The sequence below is a fragment of the Pseudomonas sp. Q12-87 genome (assembly GCF_001269755.1).
In the GTDB taxonomy this organism is placed as follows: domain Bacteria; phylum Pseudomonadota; class Gammaproteobacteria; order Pseudomonadales; family Pseudomonadaceae; genus Aquipseudomonas; species Aquipseudomonas fluorescens_S.
In genome coordinates this window covers 200,475-220,064 of record NZ_LHVI01000023.1, presented here as the reverse complement: position 1 = coordinate 220,064, position 19,590 = coordinate 200,475, and the positions used below count along the sequence as shown (strand labels likewise).

General features: G+C 61.6%; 17 protein-coding genes. 8 read left to right on the top strand and 9 right to left on the bottom strand.

The genetic code is table 11. The annotated features are described in order from the left end of the window. Positions 1-2 precede the first annotated feature (2 nt). Positions 3-569 carry a CsiV family protein gene (locus AD663_RS17710; RefSeq protein WP_003183404.1) on the bottom strand — a complete coding sequence of 189 codons (567 nt, stop codon included), beginning with the start codon at positions 567-569 and terminating at the stop codon, positions 3-5. A gap of 10 nt (positions 570-579) precedes the next feature. Next, entirely contained in the window at positions 580-4,029 is a 3,450-nt protein-coding gene (mfd, locus tag AD663_RS17705; protein WP_053214262.1) for a transcription-repair coupling factor, read from the bottom strand. A gap of 168 nt (positions 4,030-4,197) precedes the next feature. On the opposite strand from mfd, the gene AD663_RS17700 reads away from it, so the two are divergent. Then, on the top strand, positions 4,198-5,661 hold the full coding sequence (locus AD663_RS17700; RefSeq protein ID WP_033046153.1) for a glyceraldehyde-3-phosphate dehydrogenase: 1,464 nt from the start codon (positions 4,198-4,200) through the stop codon (positions 5,659-5,661). Positions 5,662-5,830: 169 nt separating this feature from the next. Here the strand turns inward: AD663_RS17700 and AD663_RS17695 are convergent, their stop codons facing one another. Then, entirely contained in the window at positions 5,831-7,129 is a 1,299-nt protein-coding gene (locus tag AD663_RS17695; RefSeq protein ID WP_003183401.1) for an MFS transporter, read from the bottom strand. Positions 7,130-7,353: 224 nt separating this feature from the next. Between AD663_RS17695 and AD663_RS17690 the strand changes: the two genes are divergently transcribed. Both AD663_RS17690 and sthA read left to right on the top strand, forming a co-directional pair. Beyond that, positions 7,354-8,349, top strand: a complete 996-nt coding sequence (locus AD663_RS17690) for an FAD:protein FMN transferase (protein ID WP_033046151.1) — start codon at positions 7,354-7,356, stop codon at positions 8,347-8,349. Between the two features lie 210 nt (positions 8,350-8,559). Beyond that, entirely contained in the window at positions 8,560-9,954 is a 1,395-nt protein-coding gene (sthA, locus tag AD663_RS17685; RefSeq protein ID WP_003183399.1) for a Si-specific NAD(P)(+) transhydrogenase, read from the top strand. Between the two features lie 42 nt (positions 9,955-9,996). Here the strand turns inward: sthA and AD663_RS17680 are convergent, their stop codons facing one another. Together AD663_RS17680 and AD663_RS17675 are read right to left on the bottom strand one after the other, a co-directional pair. Further along, a complete protein-coding gene (locus tag AD663_RS17680) occupies positions 9,997-10,719 on the bottom strand; it encodes a glycerophosphodiester phosphodiesterase family protein (RefSeq protein WP_003183398.1) in 723 nt (240 codons plus the stop codon). Beyond that, positions 10,716-11,312, bottom strand: a complete 597-nt coding sequence (locus AD663_RS17675; RefSeq protein WP_003183397.1) for a PilZ domain-containing protein — start codon at positions 11,310-11,312, stop codon at positions 10,716-10,718. Before AD663_RS17675 ends, AD663_RS17680 begins: the two co-directional genes overlap by 4 nt. Positions 11,313-11,406: 94 nt before the next feature. On the opposite strand from AD663_RS17675, the gene AD663_RS17670 reads away from it, so the two are divergent. From AD663_RS17670 to AD663_RS17660, 3 genes are all read left to right on the top strand, one after another. Then, positions 11,407-12,657, top strand: a complete 1,251-nt coding sequence (locus tag AD663_RS17670; protein ID WP_003183396.1) for a lipoprotein-releasing ABC transporter permease subunit — start codon at positions 11,407-11,409, stop codon at positions 12,655-12,657. A gap of 7 nt (positions 12,658-12,664) precedes the next feature. Beyond that, a complete protein-coding gene (lolD, locus tag AD663_RS17665; protein ID WP_172680611.1) occupies positions 12,665-13,348 on the top strand; it encodes a lipoprotein-releasing ABC transporter ATP-binding protein LolD in 684 nt (227 codons plus the stop codon). Positions 13,349-13,411: 63 nt separating this feature from the next. Then, entirely contained in the window at positions 13,412-14,656 is a 1,245-nt protein-coding gene (locus AD663_RS17660) for a lipoprotein-releasing ABC transporter permease subunit (RefSeq protein WP_003183387.1), read from the top strand. A gap of 49 nt (positions 14,657-14,705) precedes the next feature. On the opposite strand, the gene AD663_RS17655 is transcribed toward AD663_RS17660, so the two are convergent. After that, positions 14,706-16,064: a heavy metal sensor histidine kinase gene (locus tag AD663_RS17655; RefSeq protein ID WP_003183385.1), complete on the bottom strand. Its 1,359-nt coding sequence runs from the start codon at positions 16,062-16,064 to the stop codon at positions 14,706-14,708. After that, positions 16,061-16,741: a heavy metal response regulator transcription factor gene (locus tag AD663_RS17650; protein ID WP_003183382.1), complete on the bottom strand. Its 681-nt coding sequence runs from the start codon at positions 16,739-16,741 to the stop codon at positions 16,061-16,063. The genes AD663_RS17655 and AD663_RS17650 overlap by 4 nt, the downstream gene beginning before the upstream one ends. Positions 16,742-16,899: 158 nt before the next feature. On the opposite strand from AD663_RS17650, the gene AD663_RS17645 reads away from it, so the two are divergent. Both AD663_RS17645 and queF read left to right on the top strand, forming a co-directional pair. Beyond that, positions 16,900-17,436, top strand: coding sequence for a plastocyanin/azurin family copper-binding protein (locus AD663_RS17645; protein ID WP_003183380.1), 537 nt, complete (start codon positions 16,900-16,902; stop codon positions 17,434-17,436). 61 nt (positions 17,437-17,497) lie between these two features. After that, positions 17,498-18,328 carry an NADPH-dependent 7-cyano-7-deazaguanine reductase QueF gene (gene queF, locus AD663_RS17640; RefSeq protein ID WP_053214261.1) on the top strand — a complete coding sequence of 277 codons (831 nt, stop codon included), beginning with the start codon at positions 17,498-17,500 and terminating at the stop codon, positions 18,326-18,328. A gap of 244 nt (positions 18,329-18,572) precedes the next feature. On the opposite strand, the gene AD663_RS17635 is transcribed toward queF, so the two are convergent. Continuing rightward, positions 18,573-18,839, bottom strand: coding sequence for a DUF4404 family protein (locus tag AD663_RS17635; protein WP_003183375.1), 267 nt, complete (start codon positions 18,837-18,839; stop codon positions 18,573-18,575). Between the two features lie 109 nt (positions 18,840-18,948). Further along, positions 18,949-19,569 carry a hypothetical protein gene (locus tag AD663_RS17630; protein WP_003183373.1) on the bottom strand — a complete coding sequence of 207 codons (621 nt, stop codon included), beginning with the start codon at positions 19,567-19,569 and terminating at the stop codon, positions 18,949-18,951. Between the last annotated feature and the right edge of the window lie 21 nt (positions 19,570-19,590).

Below are 19,590 nucleotides of genomic sequence, written 5' to 3'. Positions count from 1 at the left end.
GATCAGTCCGGAATGACGTCAGGTGCCTGCCGTGGCGCGGGCGCGGTCAGGGAGGTGATCTTGATCAGCAGGCCGAGGTGGCCGTTATCGAGGAAATTCAACTGGCCGTTCTTGGTGTGGCTCTGCTGCTTGAGGCGTTCGCTGGCGGTGACCAGGCCGTTGGCATCGATCTGGTTGATCCAGAAATCGGCGTCTACGTCGGTGAAACGGCCGAGTTTCAAATCCAGAGTGCCCTCGATGGGAAACTGCCCGAACTGTTCGGCGCCATCGCTGACGGCGATTTTACGGCTCTGTTCGCCCAGGTTCTGCTGCCACGCCTTGTGCATCAATACGGTGTATTGGCCACTGGCGTTGAGTTTTTCGACGATATTGCCCAGTGCTGGCGTGCGCTGGCTGTCCGAGCCCAGGCGCTGTGCGCCGGCGTCCCAGTCTTCCGGCGCGGCGCGGCTGATAATCGTCGGCTCCGCATTCTGCCGGACCAGGATCATTTCAACCTGATACAGGTCGTCGGCAAACGCCAGGGGAGCGACCAGGGTCATCAGCAAGGTCAGTGAGCGAAACAGGCGCATGTGGCGTCCTTCAAGCAGTGGTCGGAGTGAGGCGCTCGAACAGCGCCTCTACGGTATTGAAACGCTCTTCCGCGCGTTCCATGGGCACCATGAACTTGAACATCGTGGCGCCTTCGAATTTGTAGCGTTTGGGTTGGCCCTGGATCAGCTTGATCAGTACCAGCGGATCGACCGGCGTCTGGGCCTCGAACTCGATGCGACCGCCGTTGGGGCCGCCGTCGACTTTCTTGATGCCTAGTTGCTCGGCCTTGAGCTTGAGCAGTGTCGTGCGCACCAGGTTCTTGGTCGGTTCCGGCAGCAGCCCAAAGCGGTCGATCATCTCCACTTGCAGGTCCTTGAGACCTTCCTCGTCGTTGGCCGAGGCGATGCGTTTGTAGAGGATCAGCCGCGCGTGGACATCCGGCAGGTAATCTTCCGGAATCAGCGCCGGTACGCGCAGATTGATTTCCGGCCCGCCACCCAGGGGTTGGTCGAGGTTCGGCTGTTCGCCCTTGCGGATCGATTTGACCGCCCGTTCGAGCATTTCCATGTACAGCGTGAAGCCCACGGCCTGGATCTGGCCACTCTGGCCGTCGCCCAGCAGCTCGCCGGCGCCACGGATTTCCAGGTCATTGGTGGCGAGCACGAAGCCGGCGCCGAGGTCCTGGGTGTTGGCGATGGCCTCCAGGCGCTTTTCCGCATCCGGGGTAATTTGCTGGCGTGGCGGCGTCAGCAGGTATGCGTAGGCCTGGTGGTGACTGCGCCCGACCCGGCCGCGCAACTGATGCAACTGGGCCAGGCCGAACTTGTCGGCGCGCTCGATGATGATGGTGTTGGCGCTTGGCACGTCGATGCCGGTCTCGATGATGGTCGAGGCGATCAGCACGTTGAAGCGCTTGTGGTAGAAGTCGCTCATCACCTGTTCGAGCTCACGCTCGCGCATCTGCCCGTGGCCGATGCCGATACGGGCTTCCGGGACCAGTTCGGCCAGGTCGGCGGCGCATTTCTCGATGGTCTTCACGTCGTTGTGCAGGTAATAGACCTGGCCGCCCCGCAGCAGCTCCCGTAGCAAGGCTTCCTTGACCGTGCTCTTGTTCTGCTCCATGACGAACGTGCGTACCGACAGGCGACGGGCCGGCGGTGTGGCGATGATCGACAGGTCGCGCATGCCCGAAACCGCCATGTTCAAGGTGCGCGGGATCGGCGTGGCAGTCAGGGTCAGGATGTCGACTTCGCTGCGCAGGGCCTTGAGCTGCTCTTTCTGACGCACGCCAAAGCGGTGCTCTTCGTCGATGATCACCAGCCCGAGGTTCTTGATCTTCACGTCGTCCTGCAGCAGCTTGTGGGTGCCGATGACGATGTCGATCTTGCCCTCGGCCAGGTCGGCCACGGCGGCGTTGACTTCTTTAGTGGATTTGAAACGGCTCATCACTTCCACGGTCACCGGCCAGTCGGCGAAGCGGTCGCGAAAACTGTTGTAGTGCTGCTGGGCAAGCAGGGTGGTCGGGACGAGGATTGCGACCTGTTTGCCGCCGTGCACGGCAATGAACGCGGCGCGCATCGCCACTTCGGTCTTGCCGAAGCCCACATCGCCACAGACCAGGCGGTCCATTGGCTTGGGTGCGAGCATGTCGGCGCGCACGGCTTCGATGGTGGTCTGCTGGTCGACGGTTTCTTCGAACGGAAAACCGGCGCTGAAGGTTTCGTAGTCGGCCTTCGGATCGGCGAAGGCGTAGCCCTCGCGGGCGGCGCGGCGGGCGTAGATGTCCAGCAGCTCGGCGGCCACGTCGCGCACCTGTTCGGCCGCCTTGCGCTTGGCTTTCTGCCAGGTTTCCGAGCCCAGGCGATGCAGCGGGGCCAGGGCGTCGTCGCTGCCGGTGTAGCGGGCGATCAGGTGCAGGTTCGCCACCGGCACGTAGAGCTTTGCGCCTTCGGCATATTCGAGGGTCAGGAACTCGGCGGCCTGGTTGTCGATTTCCAGTGTCGCCAAGCCCAGGTAACGGCCCACGCCATGGTCGATGTGCACCACCGGCGCGCCTTCGCGCAGCTCGGTGAGGTTCTTGATGACCGCGTCGTTGGTGGCGTCGGCGCGTTTCTCGCGACGGCGGCGCTGCATGACGCGCTGGCCGAACAGCGGGCTTTCGGCAACCAGCGCCAGGGCCGGGTCATCCAGGACGAGGCCGTCGTTCAGCGGCGCGATGGTAATCGCCAATCGGTCCTTGCCCGCGACGAAGTCCGGCCAGCTGTCTACCGTCTTCGGTCGCAGCTTGAGGCGTTCAAGCAGCTCCAACAGGACTTCTCGTCGACCGGCGGACTCGGCGGTGAACAGCACGCGGCCGGGGAACGCATCGAGGAAGCCGGCAAGCGCCGCCAGTGGCTGCGTGGCCTTGGCTTCGATCGCCAGGTCCGGCAGTGCCTTGGCCGGGAAGCGTTCACGGCCGACGCCGGTTTCCACGTCCTGCTGGCTCGCTACCACCCGTGGCCAGCTCTTGAGGCGGCCAAAACAGTCTTCCACTGGCAGGAACAGCTCGGCCGGCGGCAATAAGGGCCGGGACGGGTCGACGCGGCGCTCTTCGTAGCGGTTGCGCACGTCGTTCCAGAAGTTCTCCGCCGCCTGTTCGATGCCCGGCAGGGAAAACACCTGGGTGTCCGAGGGCAGGTAATCGAACAGGGTGGACGTTTCTTCGAAAAACAGCGGCAGGTAGTACTCGATACCGGCGGGAGTGATTCCGCTGTTCAGGTCCTGGAAAAGCGGGCAGCGGCGGAAATCTACGTCGAAGCGCTCGCGAAACCGCGCCTTGAAGCGGGTCACGGCGTCTTTTTGCAGCGGGAATTCCTTGGCCGGCAACAGGCGGATCGACTGCACTTTGTCGATGGAGCGCTGGTTTTCCGGGTCGAAGGTGCGCAGGGTCTCGATTTCGTCATCGAACAGGTCGATGCGGTACGGCAGCTTGCTGCCCATCGGGAACAGATCGATCAGCGCGCCGCGTACCGCGAACTCACCGTGCTCATACACCGTGTCGACGCAACGATAGCCACTGGCCTCCAGGCGAGTGCGCATTTGCTCGACATCGAGCTTCTGGCCGATGTCCAGCACCAGGCTGCTGCCGAGTAGAAACTGGGTGGGCGCCAGGCGATGTAGGGCCGTGGTGATAGGCACTACCAAAACGCCATGACTGAGCTCCGGCAGCCGATAGAGACTGGCGATTCGCTGGGAAATGATGTCCTGGTGAGGCGAAAAAAGATCGTAGGGCAGGGTTTCCCAGTCCGGGAAATGCAGCACGGGCAAATCCGGAGCGAAGAAACTCAGCTCCTGCTCCAGCCGTTCGGCACTTTGGCTATCGGCGGTCAGCAGCAGGGTGAAGCGCTTTGCAGCGCTGGCAGCCTCGGCGATGGCCAGGCTCAGGGCGGCACCGGGCAGGTTGCCCCAGTGCTGTTTACCTGCCGCGGCAGGGAGAAGCGGAAGACGCAGAACGGGCACGGAAGGTTGAGCTCCAGCGTTGCGACAAAGTCGACAATTGTAGCGGGGGAAGGGGGCCGCTGTCAGTCGCAGACTACCCAGGCAGACAGGAAAACCACGGCGCGACGGGCGCGCATTGCTCCGCCGAAGACTCGGCGGCATAATGTAGCCCCTTTTTTCAGCCCCTACATGTGGAAGGTTACCGTGACTCAGAAGCCCGACCAGTGTCTTGGTGAATGGATTGATCGTGAAGCGCTCGCCGAAGCGATGATCCCTCTCATCGGTCAGCTCTACCGCAATAACAACGTGGTGAGCTCGATCTATGGCCGCAGCCTGATCAACCAGTCTGTCATCGCGATCCTCAAAGCCCACCGCTTTGCTCGCCACCGTTCTTCGGACGACAGCGAACTCTCCGTCCACGAAACATTCCCCCTGCTCAAAGCCATGAGCGAGCTCAAGCTCGGCGCGGCCTCGGTGGATCTGGGCAAGTTGGCTTTCAAATTCCGTAACGAAGGCAACGGCCGTAGCGCCGAGCAGTTCGTTCGTGAAGAGATGGCTGATGTGGTTGGCCAGCAGAACGCTTCGGCTCGCAAAGGCACCGACGTGGTCCTGTACGGCTTCGGTCGTATCGGCCGTCTGCTGGCGCGCATCCTGATTGAAAAAACCGGTGGCGGCGACGGCCTGCGCCTGCGGGCCATCGTGGTGCGCAAGGGCGCCGAGAACGACCTGACCAAGCGTGCCAGCCTGCTGCGCCGCGACTCGGTTCATGGTTCGTTCAACGGCACCATCACCATCGATGAAGAAAACAACACCATCAGTGCCAACGGCAACCTGATCCAGGTGATCTACGCGAAGAACCCGACCGAGGTGGACTACACCCAGTACGGCATCAAGAACGCGTTGCTGGTGGACAACACCGGTGTATGGCGTGACGCCGACGGCCTGGGCCAACACCTGGCCTGCCCGGGTATCGACCGCGTCGTGCTGACCGCGCCTGGCAAGGGCAAGCTGAAAAATATCGTCCATGGCATCAACCACGGCGAAATCACCGCTGACGACAAGATCATCTCCGCCGCCTCCTGCACCACCAACGCCATCGTGCCGGTGCTCAAGGCTGTGAATGACAAGTTCGGCATCGTCAACGGTCACGTCGAAACGGTCCACTCGTACACCAACGACCAGAACCTGATCGACAACTTCCACAAGGGCGATCGCCGTGGCCGCAGTGCCGCGCTGAACATGGTCATCACCGAGACCGGTGCTGCCACCGCCGCCGCCAAGGCCCTGCCAGAGTTGGCCGGCAAGCTGACCGGTAACGCCATCCGTGTGCCGACGCCGAACGTGTCGATGGCCATTCTCAATCTGAACCTTGAGAAAGCTGCCACCCGTGAAGAGATGAACGAGTACCTGCGCTACATGGCGCTGCACTCCGATCTGCACAAGCAGATCGACTTCGTCAATTCCCAGGAAGTGGTGTCCACCGACTTCGTTGGCTCGCGCCACGCCGGTGTAGTGGATGCCGAAGCAACCATTTGCCAAGACAACCGCGTTGTCCTGTACGTCTGGTACGACAACGAGTTCGGTTACAGCTGCCAGGTGGTTCGCGTGATGGAAGACATGGCCGGGGTCAACCCGCCAGCGTTCCCGCGCTAAGCTTCAGCCGCTTGTGAAAACGCCCCGACTTGTCGGGGCGTTCTTGTATCTGGAGATTTTGTGTTGAGTGGGCCGGCCTCTTCGCGGGCAAGCCCGCTCCCACAGTTTGTCCGCGTACATCCTGTGGGGGCGAGCTTGCTTCGGGCGGCGATCCGACGATAGCGATAGATCAGGCGCCGCCGACGACCGAAGCCTGCGCCGTGCGCAGCTCATGCCGATTGCCCTTGAACAACACCAGGGTGGCGATCAACCCCAGCACCGCCGCACCACTGAGCCAGATTCCCGGCGCCGCCTTGTTGTCCAGCACATGGATCAGATAGGTACACGCCGCTGGCGTAAACCCACCGAATGTCGCGGTCGCCAGGCTGTAGGCCAGGGAGAAGCCAGTGGTGCGCACCTCGACCGGCATGATTTCCGTCAAGGCCACCACCATGGCGCCGTTGTACGATCCGTACAGGAACGACAGCCACAGCTCGACGATCAGCAGGTGACTGAAGCTGGGGTTGGCCACCAGCCAGGCCAGCGCCGGGTAGGCGGTCAGGATCGCCAGCACCGTCGCGCCGAGCAGCAAGGGTTTGCGCCCGATCTTGTCGGAGAGCGCACCCATCACCGGTAGCCAGAAAAAATTCGACAAGCCGATGCAGACCGTGACCAGCAGCGCATCGAGGTCCGACAGGTTCAGCTCGGCCTTGCCGAAGGTCGGTGTGTAGGCGGTGATCAGGTAGAACGACACGGTGGTCATCACCACCAGCGCCATGCCGGCCAAGACGATGCCAAAGTTCTGGCCGATGGAGCGGATAACTTCCGACAGGCTAGGCCGATGTTTCCTGGCCTGGAACTCCGGTGTTTCTTCCAGGGAGCGACGGATCACGAAAATCGCCGGTACGATCATGCACCCCACCAGGAACGGTACCCGCCAGCCCCATTCGCCCATTTGCTGCGGGCTCAGCCAGTGATTGAGGGCCACGCCCAGCAGGCCGGCAAAGACCACTGCAGCCTGTTGACTGGCGGATTGCCAACTGACAAAGAAACCCTTGCGCCCCGGCGTGGAGATTTCTGCCAGGTACACCGACACGCCGCCCAGTTCCACGCCGGCGGAGAAGCCCTGCAGCAAACGCCCAAGCAACACCAGCAGGGGCGCGGCCACGCCCAGCGTGGCGTAGCCCGGCACGCAGGCGATCAGGATGGTGCCCAGCGCCATCATCGCCAGGGTAATGATCAAGCCTTTGCGCCGTCCATGACGGTCGATATAGGCACCGAGAAAAATCGCCCCCAAGGGGCGCATCAGGAATCCGGCACCGAACGTGGCCAGGGACAGCATCAGCGAGGCGAATGCGCTGTCGGTAGGGAAAAATGTCTTGGCGATGGCCGTGGCGTAGAAGCCATAGACCATGAAGTCGAACATCTCCAGGAAGTTGCCGCTGACAACGCGAAAAATCGCCTTGCCGTTGCTCGTGGTGGAAGGCATGGGTAGGTACTCACTCTGACAAATCTTGTATGGGGGTTGTATCTCCTGTGGGAGCGGGCTTGCTCGCGAAGAGGTCGGCAAACTCAACCGAGATACTGCCTGTTTGATTGCCTTCGCGAGCAAGCCCGCTCCCACAGGGTTTTGCATTTGGACTGGCACTGAAGCCCATAATGGCCGGCGCGGTTTTGAGGGGAGATGAAGATTTGTTAACTGGACGGTGGGCAATGCTTGTGGTTTTTGCCGGCGTGTTGTCCGGCTGTGGCAATGGCGACACCCTGGAGCGTTTCGACGGCCCGACCATGGGCAGTCACTATTCCATCCAGTACGTCAGGCATTCCGCCGGGCCCGATCCGAAACTGGTGCAGGTCGAAGTGGAAAACATCCTTGCCGAAGTGGATCGGCAGTTCTCGACCTATCGCAGTGACTCGGACATCGAACGCTTCAATGCGCTGCCGGCCAATAGCTGCCAGGTCATGCCAGGTCCGGTTCTGGAATTGATCCGTGTCGGCGAGCAGTTGTCGGTTCAAAGCGACGGGTCCTTCGACCTCACCGTGGAACCATTGCTCAACCTGTGGGGCTTCGGGCCCCAGTCACGGGCAGAGAAAGTGCCGACCGAACAAGCCCTGGCCCTGGTACGTCAGCGCGTCGGGCACGATCACTTGCGCATCGACGGTGACCGCCTGTGCAAGGACGCAGCGGTGGAAGTTGATTTCAACAGTATCGCCGCAGGCTACGCCGTCGACCGGATCGCCGCCCGGCTCCAAGCCCTGGGGCTCGACAGTTACCTGGCCGAGGCGACGGGCGAACTCAAGGCCGTCGGACGCAAACCCGATGGCTCGCCCTGGCGGGTTGCCCTGGAGGAGCCGCGGGACGACCGGCAGGTGGCCGAGCGTGTCATTGAAGTCAATGATTACGGGGTTTCGACGTCCGGTGATTATCGTAAATATTTCGAGCAGGGCGGCAGGCGTTACTCCCACACGTTTGACGCACGCACCGGTACACCGGTCCTACATGACCTGGCGTCAGTCACGGTGATTCATCCTTCGGCGCTGATGGCCGATGGACTATCGACGCTGTTGCTGATTCTCGGTCCTGAACGGGGTTGGGACTATGCCGAAAAACATGGCATCGGGGTATTTTTCGTGTTGCGGGACAACGACCGTTTCGTCGTTCGTACAAACGATGCGTTTGAACGGATAGCGGGCGGGAAAACCCAATGATGACAGCGCCCTGAAAGGTTGCCTGTGGCGAAATAGCGCAGCCAAAACTAGCCTATGACGCGACCAAGGGGTAATGTGCGCGGCGTTGACGCTTCTATAGACTGTGGCCGGGCTCGTGAACCGGCCTGAAAATTGTTCCTTCATGCCGCTGCCGGCATGATTTAGCCGTCGGTGCCGGTGTGGTGCCGCGGCCTGTTCTGAGGAGTACGCATGGCTGTCTACAACTACGACGTGGTGGTACTGGGTTCCGGCCCGGCGGGGGAAGGCGCGGCAATGAACGCCGCCAAGGCGGGGCGCAAGGTGGCGATGGTCGACAGCCGTCGGCAGGTCGGCGGCAACTGCACCCACTTGGGTACCATCCCGTCCAAGGCCTTGCGTCACTCGGTCCGGCAGATCATGCAGTTCAACACCAACCCGATGTTCCGGGCCATCGGCGAGCCACGCTGGTTCTCCTTTCCGGACGTGCTCAAGAGCGCCGAGAAGGTGATTTCCAAGCAGGTCGCTTCGCGCACTGGCTACTACGCCCGCAATCGTGTCGATGTGTTCTTCGGCACCGGCAGCTTTGCCGACGAGCAGACGGTGGAAGTGGTCTGCGGTAACGGCGTGGTCGAGAAGCTGGTGGCCAAGCACATCATCATCGCCACTGGCTCGCGCCCGTATCGCCCGGCTGACATCGATTTCAACCATGCGCGTATCTACGATAGCGACACCATCCTGAGCCTGGGTCACACCCCGCGTAAGCTCATCGTCTACGGTGCCGGCGTGATCGGTTGCGAATACGCCTCGATCTTCAGCGGCCTGGGTGTGCTGGTGGAGCTGGTGGATAACCGTGGCCAGTTGCTGAGCTTCCTGGATTCGGAAATCTCCCAGGCCCTGAGCTATCACTTCAGCAATAACAACATCACCGTGCGCCACAACGAAGACTACGACCGTGTCGAAGGCGTCGACAACGGCGTGATCCTGCACCTCAAGTCCGGCAAGAAGATCAAGGCCGACGCCTTGCTCTGGTGCAACGGCCGTACCGGCAACACCGACACCCTGGGCCTGGAAAACATCGGCGTGAAGGTCAACAGCCGCGGCCAGATCGAAGTCGACGAGAACTACCGCACCTGCGTGCCGAACATCTACGGCGCCGGTGACGTGATCGGCTGGCCGAGCCTGGCCAGTGCTGCTCATGACCAAGGCCGTTCAGCCGCCGGCAGCATCGTCGACAATGGCAGTTGGCGCTTCGTCAACGACGTGCCGACCGGCATCTATACCATTCCGGAAATCAGCTCCATCGGCAAGAACGAGCAGGAACTGACCCAGGCCAAGGTGCCCTATGAAGTGGGCAAGGCGTTCTTCAAGAGCATGGCGCGAGCGCAGATCGCCGGCGAGCCGCAAGGCATGCTGAAGATCCTGTTCCACCGCGAAACGCTGGAAGTGCTAGGCGTGCACTGTTTCGGCTACCAGGCCTCGGAGATCGTGCACATCGGCCAGGCGATCATGAACCAGCCGGGCGAGCTGAACACGCTGAAATACTTCGTCAACACCACGTTCAACTACCCGACCATGGCCGAAGCCTATCGGGTAGCGGCCTATGACGGGCTCAACCGGCTTTTTTGAGCGGCTCCGGCCGGTGGCCTGAGCCGGCCGGGGAGACCGATTTCAGCCTTTCTCAAGCGTGGCAGTGGCCAAACCGGGAAAGTCTGTAATCAGGCTGTCAACGCCGAAGTCGGCGAGCCTGCGCATCAGCGCGGGTTCGTTGACCGTCCACACCGACACGTGCAGCCCCTGGCGCTGGGCCTTGATCAGGCGCTCGGGTGTGCACAGCGTCCAGTTCAGCGCCAAAATCTCACAGCCATAACTCTGGGCGACCTTCAGCGGGTCGAGCCAGGCGTATTCGGCCACCAGGCCGCGGGAAATGTCCGGGGTCAGGTCCAGGGCCGCCTTAAGCACTTCCCGTGAGCTTGAAGTGATGGTGATCTTGTCCAGCAGCCCGAATCGCTGGGCCATCTCACGAATTCCCAGGACGGTGGCGGCGGCGCGGGTGCGTGAGGCGCTCTTGACCTCCAGTTGCCAGTGCTCGAAATCGCACTTCTCGAACAGCTCCTCCAGGCGTGGGATCGGGCACGGCTTGATCCAGCCCGGGCCCCCCTTGCGCGCATCGTAGGTCACCAGCTCGGCGGCGGAATGCTCCACCACCTTGCCCCGGCGATCCGTGGTGCGCTTGAGGGTCGGGTCATGGATCACCATCAACTCGCCGTCCATCGAAAGATGCAGGTCCAGCTCGCAACGGCGCACGCCGTGCTTGAGACACTCCTGAAAACCGGTCAGGGTATTTTCCGGCGCTTCGCCCTTGGCGCCGCGGTGGCCATAAATGAGGGTCACGGTTGTTCCTTATTGATACCTGATTCGTTCAGTTCCCGGGCCAGGCGCCGTTCTTGCGCCTGTTTTTGCAGGATGTAGCGGGCCAGCAGCTGGCGCTGGGCATCGGTCGGATGTTCGAACTCGGTGCCCACGTCGTAGCCGCCACCCTTGGGGTCGCAATGGGTGACGCGCGCTCGCAGCAGCAGGCCAAGGGCTTGCGGCATCAGCACGAGCTTGATCGACAGATGCGTGCCGACGGCAATTGGCGTGGGGTATTGGAAGTCGATGCCGCCTTCGGAAATGATCACCGGTTGCGGTTCGCCGATTTCCCCGAGCACGGTCAGGGCAATGACCTGGCTGAGCAGGTCGAGGCGTTTGTTCATGGCCTTGAGATAGGCGGCGATGCTGCGTTCGCGCTCGCTGATCTGGCGCAGCAGGTGTTGTGACTCGAATTCGCTCAGGTGCAGTTCACTGAGCAGATTGAACAGTGGAGAAGGATCCTGCAACACTTCCTGGCCGGCGGCTTCAGGAATTGAGAGGGGCCGAATTTCCAGTGCGATCGTGTCCTCGATACGGTAGTATTCGCGGCGATCTTCTTCATCTAATGTCGACATGGCGAACCCATGGTAGCGGCGGTGGTCTGAGTGTAAAGCTGGTTTGTGACCCCCGCCACAAGGACGTTCCTTTTCCCTCCGAACAAGCCCCGACATGTTCAGACCTCTCTTCGTATTTATCGGCACGCGTTATACCCGTGCAAAGCGCCGCAATCATTTTGTATCGTTCATTTCCCTGACTTCCATCATCGGACTGGCCCTTGGCGTGGTCGTGATGATCGTCGTGCTCTCGGTCATGAACGGCTTCGATCATGAAATGCGCACCCGCGTGCTGGGCATGGTGCCCCACGCGACCCTCGAATCCGGCGAAGCCATCAGCGACTGGCCGAGCCTGGCCGCCAAGGTCAAGCAGAACCCTCAGGTGCTGGCCGTTGCGCCGTTCACCCAGATGCAGGGGCTGCTGACCAATGACGGCAAGGTGTCCAAGGTCTTGCTCAATGGCATCGACCCTGCGCTGGAACGGCAGGTGTCGATCATCGATAACTTCATGCAACAGGGCAAACTCGACGACCTGGCGCCGGGCAGTTTCGGGATCGTCATCGGTGACAAGGCCGCAGCCAAGCTTGGCGTGGCCATCGGCGACAAGCTGACCTTCGTCGCCCCGGAAGTCACAGTGACTCCGGGGGGCATGTTCCCGCGCATGAAACGTTTTACCGTAGTTGGCATTTTCCATGTCGGCGCCGGCGAGCTGGATGGTTACCTGGGCGTCACCAACCTCCAGGACCTGGCGCGCCTGCATCGCTGGAAGCCGGACCAGGTCCAAGGCCTGCGGTTGAAGTTCGATGACTTGTTCCAGGCGCCGCGCGCCGCCTGGACCATCGCCCAGCAACTTGGCGAAGACCGCTACTACGCTCGGGACTGGACCCGCACCCACGGCAACCTGTACCAGGCGATCCGCATGGAAAAAGCCATGATCGGCCTGCTGCTGTTGCTGATCGTCGCCGTGGCGGCGTTCAACATCATCTCTACCCTGGTGATGGTGGTGAACGACAAGAAGGGCGACATCGCCATCCTGCGCACCCTCGGCGCCACGCCGGGGCAGATCATGCGGATCTTCATGGTCCAGGGCACGGTCATCGGCGTCATCGGCACGTTCGTCGGTGCGCTGGTCGGGATGTTCGCCGCGCTGAATGTCAGCGCCGCGATTGCCGCCCTCGAAGGCCTGATCGGGCACAAGTTTCTCAACGCCGACGTGTATTTCATCGACTACCTGCCGTCGCAATTGCAGGCAGATGATGTGTTGATGGTCTGCGGCGCCGCGTTGGTCCTGAGTTTCCTCGCCACCCTGTATCCAGCCTGGCGTGCCGCGCGCACCCAGCCTGCGGAGGCGTTACGTTATGAGTGAGTCGGGCATGAGTGAAAAAGCAATCTTGAGCTGCCGCAACCTGGGTAAATCCTACGAGGAAGGCCCGGAGTCGGTGGTGGTGTTGTCGGGCCTGCAACTGGAGCTGCATCCGGGCGAGCGCGTGGCGATTGTCGGTACCTCCGGTTCGGGCAAGAGCACCTTGCTCAACCTGTTGGGCGGTCTCGATACGCCGACCGCCGGCAGTGTCTGGCTGGCGGGCGAAGAGCTCTCGGCGCTGAACGAAAAGGCCCGTGGCCTGCTGCGCAACCGTTCCCTGGGCTTCGTCTACCAGTTCCACCATTTGCTGCCCGAGTTCACGGCGCTGGAGAACGTCTGCATGCCGCTGTTGATCGGTCGCACCGCGATTCCAGAAGCCCGTCAGCGTGCCACGGCGTTGTTGGAGCGCGTAGGGCTGGGCCATCGCCTGGAGCATAAGCCGGCCGAATTGTCCGGTGGCGAGCGTCAACGCGTGGCGATTGCCCGCGCCTTGGTCAACCGGCCTGGCCTGGTGATGCTCGATGAGCCGACCGGCAACCTCGACTCCCACACTGCCCAAGGCATTCAGGATTTGATGCTGGAACTCAGCACGTCGATGCGCACCGCGTTCCTGGTGGTGACCCATGACATGAACCTGGCCCGCCAGATGGACCGCGTCCTGCACTTGCAGGAAGGTTGCCTGACGCCCATCTGACCGACCGAAACCCGGCGTTTGCTGCAAGCGCCGGGTCTTTTATTTTTATACGGTGCCCCGCGAATGTTCAGACCGTTATCGATCTTTATCGGCACGCGCTATACCCGCGCCAAGCGCCGCAATCGCTTTGTCTCGTTCATCTCCATGACCTCGATGATCGGCCTCGCCCTGGGTGTGCTGGCGATGATCGTGGTGCTGTCGGTGATGAACGGTTTCCAGCGTGAAATGAGTTCGCGCATCCTCGGCATGGTGCCCCACGCCACTCTCGTCGGCGTCAACCCGATCGACGATTGGCAACCGGTGGCCGCCGCGGCGCTGAAAAACCCCGAAGTCACTGCCGCCGTGCCGTTCACCGAAATGGAAGGCATGCTCAGCCATAAGGGCTCGATGCAGCCGATCCAGATCAGCGGCATTGATCCGGCCCAGGAAGGCAAGGTGTCCATCGTTGCCCAGCATATTGTCCAGGGGCGTCTCGATGCCTTGAAGCCAGGCGAATATGGTGTGGTGATCGGCGAAATCACCGCCCGGCGTTTTCGCCTGAATGTCGGTGACAAGCTGACGTTGATCGTGCCGGAAGTCAGCACTGCACCTGGCGGTATCACTCCGCGCATGCAGCGGCTGAACGTCGTGGGTGTGTTCAAGGTAGGCGCCGAACTGGACGGCTCCATGGCCTTGATCCACCTGGCCGACGCGGCTCAGATGCAGCATTGGCAGCCGAACCAGGTGCAGAGTGTGCGCCTGGCGGTGAAGGACCTGTATGCGGCGCCGAAGGTCTCCGCTGACATCGCCACGAGCCTTGGCGCGGATTTCAAGGCCGACGACTGGACCCACACCCAGGGCAGCCTGTTCAGTGCCATGAAAATGGAAAAGACCATGATTGGCCTGCTGTTGCTGATGATCGTCGCGGTAGCGGCGTTCAACATCATTGCCACGCTGATCATGGTGGTGAACGACAAGGGTGCGGATATCGCCATCCTGCGCACCATCGGTGCCACGCCTAGGCAGATCATGGCGATCTTCATGGTCCAGGGTACGGTGATCGGTGTCGTCGGTACGCTGATTGGCGGCGTGTTGGGGGTGATTGCGGCGCTGAACGTCAGTGAGCTGGTAGGCTGGCTGGAAAGGGTCAGTGGCCAGCATATCTTCAGTTCCGATGTGTACTTCGTCAGCAACTTGCCGTCGGAGCTGCAGCGCGGCGATGTACTGCTGATCTGCTCTGCCGGGTTCATCCTGAGCTTCCTGGCCACCGTCTACCCGGCGTGGCGTGCGGCGAAGATCGAGCCGGCGCAGGCGTTGCGGTATTCCTGATAATTCAAAGACCCCTATGGTGGGGGTATCCCTCACCATAGGGCTTGTGTCAGGGCTGCCTAGCCTTCGGCAACTCAACTCGAAACCGCGTCCAGCCATCGGCCGACTCACACCGGATCTGCCCGCCATGGGCGAGGATGATCGAACGGGTGATCGCCAGTCCCAATCCGGCATGTTCGCTGCTGCCTTCCTGGCGAGCCGGGTCGGCGCGGTAGAAACGGTCGAACAGGCGCGGCAGCAAGTCCGTGGAAATTCCCTCGCCACTGTTCTCCACGCTGAGGCTCACCACCTGAGCCTCATCGACAATCCGCAGCCGCACTTCGCCGCCACTCGGGGTAAAGCGCAGGGCGTTATCCAGCAGGTTGGAGAGGGCCCGGCGCAGCATGCTGCGGTCGCCCTCGATATAACCTTCGCCCATGCGGCTCAGGCGGACGTTGGCGTCTTCGGCCAGGGGCGCGAAGAACTCCAGCAGCACGTCCGCTTCCGCGGCCAATTCCAGTGGTTCGCAATGGGGCGCCAGCAGACCGTGGTCGGCCTTGGCCAGATACAGCATGTCGTTGACCAATTGCGCCATCCATTGCAGCTCCTCGAGATTGCCGTGCAATGCCTCACGGTAATCTTCCAGCGAACGTTCGCGGGTCAAGGTGACCTGAGTGTGGGTCAGCAAGTTCGACAGCGGTGTGCGCAACTCGTGGGCGATGTCGGCGGAGAATGCCGAGAGTCGTTGAAAGGCGTCGTCGAGGCGTCCGAGCATGGCGTTTATGCTGTGGGCCAATTCCGCCAGTTCGGCAGGCATTTGCTCTTCGGGCAGTCGGGCATTGAGGGAGCGGGCCGAAACACTGCCGGCAATGGCGCCCATGCGTCGCAACGGTCGCAAGGCCCGTCGGGCGGCCCAGGCGCCGAGCAGGGCGGTGGCCAGGGCCGAGAGGCCGACGGTCAGCCAGATCAGGCGCTGCATCCGCTGGAGGAAGTGCTGGTGGTGCGTGATGTCCAGCAGCAGCGTCAGTTGCGGTGAGCCTGGGCGCTCGGGGTAGAGCGGGGCATTCAGCACCCGGTAATCGGCGTCGGCATCGCTGAGGGTCGACAGGCCCGGACCTTCCGGTAGTTGCGCCGGGATCCGGATCGAACTGTCATACCAGCGTTCGCCATCGCTGCTCTTGATGCGTAGCGCCAGGTCCGCCTGGCGGCTCAGTTCATCTTCCAGGCGGTTCTGGGTCTTATCCGCATCGAAGTCCTGCAAGGCACGGCGCAGGCCGATCAGCTTGCCTTCGAGCAGTTGCTGGTCCAGCTCGATGAAATGCGCCTCGCTGCCCCGGCTGAACAAAACCCCGGCAAACAAAGACACCACGGCAGTGCAGGCGGCGAACAGCAGCGCCAGGCGACTGCTCAGTGACCATCGCCCCCTCACAGGCTGCGCTCTTCAAGCACATACCCCATGCCTCGTACGGTATGGATGAGTTTGTCGGGGAACTCATCGTCGATCTTGAGGCGAAGGCGCCGGATCGCAACTTCGATGACGTTGGTGTCGCTGTCGAAATTCATGTCCCAGACCTGGGAGGCGATCAGGGACTTGGGCAGTACTTCGCCCTGGCGGCGCAGGAGCATTTCCAGCAGGGCGAATTCCTTGGCGGTGAGGTCGATGCGCCGGCCGCTGCGTTCGACGCGGCGGCGGATCAGATCCAGGCGCAGGTCCGCCAGTTGCAGGCTGGTTTCCTGGGGTGTCGAACTGCCTCGTCGCAAGAGGCTGCGCACTCGCGCGAGCAATTCGGAAAAGGCGAAGGGTTTGACCAGGTAATCATCGGCACCCAATTCCAGGCCATGTACGCGGTCCTGTACCGCGTCCCGAGCAGTGAGGAACAGCACTGGCGTGTCCAGGCCGGCGCCTCGCACCGCTTGCAGGATCTGCCAGCCATCGCGCCCAGGCAACATCACGTCGAGGATCAGCAGGGCGTATTCACCGCTCAAGGCCAATTGTTGGCCAGTGATGCCGTCGGCCACCAAGTCAGCGTTGAATCCGGCTTCGCCCAGGCCTTGACGCAGATATTGGCCGGTTTTGGTTTGGTCTTCGACGATCAGCAGTTTCATGGGGCAGCTCAAGGCATGGTTGGAACGAGGGCGTTATACCGTGGCCGGCGAGGCCGTGGCGCAACCTGACAAAGTTGTAATCAAACTGTCAGGCGTCTGGCAGGCCTGTACGAATAGAGTTTCCCACAAGCTAAACCTTATTCGGTTGGAGTATGTACATGTTGATGCGAAACCGCTTGATCCTGGTTGCTTGTGCATGGGTCCTCAGCGCGCCGTCGTGGGCGTCGCCGGCCCATTTCGATTTCGGTGAGCCTGCTTCGGCGGCCAAGGCCGGGCGCAGCATCGATGTGGTGATGGAGGACATGACGTTCAAGCCTGGCGCGATTGAGATCAAGGCGGGGGAAACCGTTCGGTTTGTACTGGTCAACAAGGGCCAGTTGCTCCACGAATTCAATCTGGGCGACGCGGCGGCTCACGCCGAGCACCAGCAGGAAATGCTCGAGATGCAGCAGAGCGGCCGGTTGACACCGACTGCGATGAAGCAGGACATGGCTCATGGCGCCATGGATCATGCAGCCATGGGGCACGGCCAGGCCGGCATGGTCCACGACGATCCCAACAGCGTATTGGTGGAGCCGGGCAAAACCGCTGAGTTGACCTGGACGTTCAGCAAGGCCACGCGCCTTGAGTTCGCCTGCAATATTCCCGGTCATTACCAGGCCGGAATGAAAGGCAACCTGACAGTCAGTCAGTAAGCACTCAAAGGCGGCGGCAAAGGCTGATAGAATCCGCTGATTCTTCAGTCAGGTTTCCGCCATGCATCCCGCAGCCGAACACTCGCCGCTGGGCAAATCCAGCGAATACATTGCCACGTACACGCCGTCCTTGCTGTTCCCGATCCCGCGCGCCGCGAAATGGGCGGAGCTGGGCCTGACGTGCGAGACCTTGCCGTACAAAGGCGTGGATTTCTGGAATTGTTTCGAGCTGTCGTGGCTGTTGCCTTCCGGCAAGCCGGTAGTGGCCATCGGCGAATTCTCGATTCCGGCGGATTCGCCGAACATCATCGAGTCCAAGTCCTTCAAGCTGTACCTCAATTCCTTGAACCAGACCCCGTTCGTCGACACCGCCAGCCTGGAGGCCACCCTGCGCCAGGACCTGTCGGCAGCTGCCGGCAAGCCGGTGGGCGTGCGGATTCGCAGCCTCAAGGACGTGGCAGGCGAAGGCATCGTGGCGCTGCCTGGCGTATGCATCGACGATTTGGACATCAACGTCGACTCCTACGCACACCCGCGCCCGGAACTGCTGCGTTGCGACGAGTCACGCATCGTCGAGGAAAGCCTGCACAGCCATCTGCTCAAATCCAACTGCCCGGTGACCAGCCAGCCGGATTGGGGCAGCGTGGCGGTGGAATATCGCGGCGCGGCCCTGGACCCTGCCAGCCTGCTGGCCTATATCGTTAGCTTCCGCCAGCATTCGGATTTCCATGAGCAATGCGTGGAGCGGATCTTTCTTGACCTGCAGCGCTTGCTCAAGCCTGAGAAACTGACGGTGTATGCGCGGTATGTGCGTCGTGGCGGGCTGGATATCAATCCGTATCGCAGCACCGAAGCGGTGCAGTTGCCGAACCATCGCCTGGTCCGCCAATAAAGCCCCCCTGTGGGAGCGTAATGCCATTCATTTAAGAAAGATGATGGACTGTGGCGAGGGAGCTTGCTCCCGCTCGGCTGCGAAGCAGTCGTAAACCGGCGGGTGCGGTGTGTCTAATGCTCCGCATTTGCAGGTTTTTGGGCCGCTTCGCGCCGCAGCGGGAGCAAGCTCGCTCCCATACTTTGAGTTCGTGGATATAAAAAAGCCCCGCTATCGCTAGCGGGGCTTTTTAATGTCCGACGGATTAGATCCCCATGCTGCCCAAGGCTTGCACGATATTGCGCAACGTCCCGGCAATGGTTGGGTGATCCACTTCGAAACGTTCCACGGCCAGGTTCACGCCGTCGACCAGGTTGGTGTCCTGAAGTTGGTTTTCCAGTTGGATTTCAGCTTCGATCTGAGCCATCAATTGATGCAGATTTTCACGCTCAGGCTCGGACAACGGCGGGTTCTGGTCCAATTGCTCGCGCAGGGTATTGAGTTGTTCTTGCAGTTCGCGGCGGGCAGGCATTGGCGTACTCCCTTTATTGATAGGCACAGCCATGGACCGCGACGCTGCGTCAAAAGTCCGTGGCTCGCCTTAAGAGTAATCCACCCTCGCGCTCCCTGCATGATCCCGGTCATGGCTTCTCGCCTTTGAATCGACGCAGGCAGATATCCGCCAGGCAAGTATCGAGTTCACCCAGATGGTCGATCACCGAATGCACCCCCAGGCCAAACAATTGCACGGTGGCCCGGGCGCGTCGGATTTCCCGTTCCTGTTGGCTCAATGCCTGCCATTCACCTGGTCCCAGGCCGCACAAGGAGCCGCAGGAGGCCAGGCCGATGGTCCACAAGCCGGCGTTGAGCCCAGACTGCAACAGTTTCGGTTCGCCGCTGACCAGCACGCATCCATCCAATTGCTGGACGTTCAGCGCCATCAAGGCCTGCCAGCAGGCGTGAGGCGCCGGCCACGGATTATTTGTTGCCGGAAGTTGCGGCGGTTTGATCCAGCCTGGCAATGACGTCGCCAGGGCATGACTGATGGCAGGGGGTAATTCGTCTAGCCAGGCGCAGGGAATACCTTGATGTTGCAGGCGATGCAGGCTTTCCAGGGCGCCAGGTGTCGGTTGCGCATGCTCGTTGGGCACAGCCCCGGATTGGCGAATGCGTGCGCCGAAATCCACCAGGCACCCGCTAAGGCCAAACAGTACGGCGGTCAGGCGAGGAGCCGGGAGGGGCAGGGCTTCGGCGCGGGGCATGGGAACGTCCTTGAAATGACC

Excerpts from the sequence above, each read along its gene's own strand:
- AD663_RS17710 (WP_003183404.1), bottom strand. The coding sequence starts at position 569 with ATGCGCCTGTTTCGCTCACTGACCTTGCTGATGACCCTGGTCGCTCCC.
- AD663_RS17700 (WP_033046153.1), top strand. The coding sequence starts at position 4,198 with ATGTGGAAGGTTACCGTGACTCAGAAGCCCGACCAGTGTCTTGGTGAA.
- AD663_RS17695 (WP_003183401.1), bottom strand. The coding sequence starts at position 7,129 with ATGCCTTCCACCACGAGCAACGGCAAGGCGATTTTTCGCGTTGTCAGC.
- AD663_RS17690 (WP_033046151.1), top strand. The coding sequence starts at position 7,354 with ATGCTTGTGGTTTTTGCCGGCGTGTTGTCCGGCTGTGGCAATGGCGAC.
- sthA (WP_003183399.1), top strand. The coding sequence starts at position 8,560 with ATGGCTGTCTACAACTACGACGTGGTGGTACTGGGTTCCGGCCCGGCG.
- AD663_RS17675 (WP_003183397.1), bottom strand. The coding sequence starts at position 11,312 with ATGTCGACATTAGATGAAGAAGATCGCCGCGAATACTACCGTATCGAG.
- AD663_RS17670 (WP_003183396.1), top strand. The coding sequence starts at position 11,407 with ATGTTCAGACCTCTCTTCGTATTTATCGGCACGCGTTATACCCGTGCA.
- lolD (WP_172680611.1), top strand. The coding sequence starts at position 12,665 with ATGAGTGAAAAAGCAATCTTGAGCTGCCGCAACCTGGGTAAATCCTAC.
- AD663_RS17660 (WP_003183387.1), top strand. The coding sequence starts at position 13,412 with ATGTTCAGACCGTTATCGATCTTTATCGGCACGCGCTATACCCGCGCC.
- AD663_RS17650 (WP_003183382.1), bottom strand. The coding sequence starts at position 16,741 with ATGAAACTGCTGATCGTCGAAGACCAAACCAAAACCGGCCAATATCTG.
- AD663_RS17645 (WP_003183380.1), top strand. The coding sequence starts at position 16,900 with ATGTTGATGCGAAACCGCTTGATCCTGGTTGCTTGTGCATGGGTCCTC.
- queF (WP_053214261.1), top strand. The coding sequence starts at position 17,498 with ATGCATCCCGCAGCCGAACACTCGCCGCTGGGCAAATCCAGCGAATAC.
- AD663_RS17635 (WP_003183375.1), bottom strand. The coding sequence starts at position 18,839 with ATGCCTGCCCGCCGCGAACTGCAAGAACAACTCAATACCCTGCGCGAG.
- AD663_RS17630 (WP_003183373.1), bottom strand. The coding sequence starts at position 19,569 with ATGCCCCGCGCCGAAGCCCTGCCCCTCCCGGCTCCTCGCCTGACCGCC.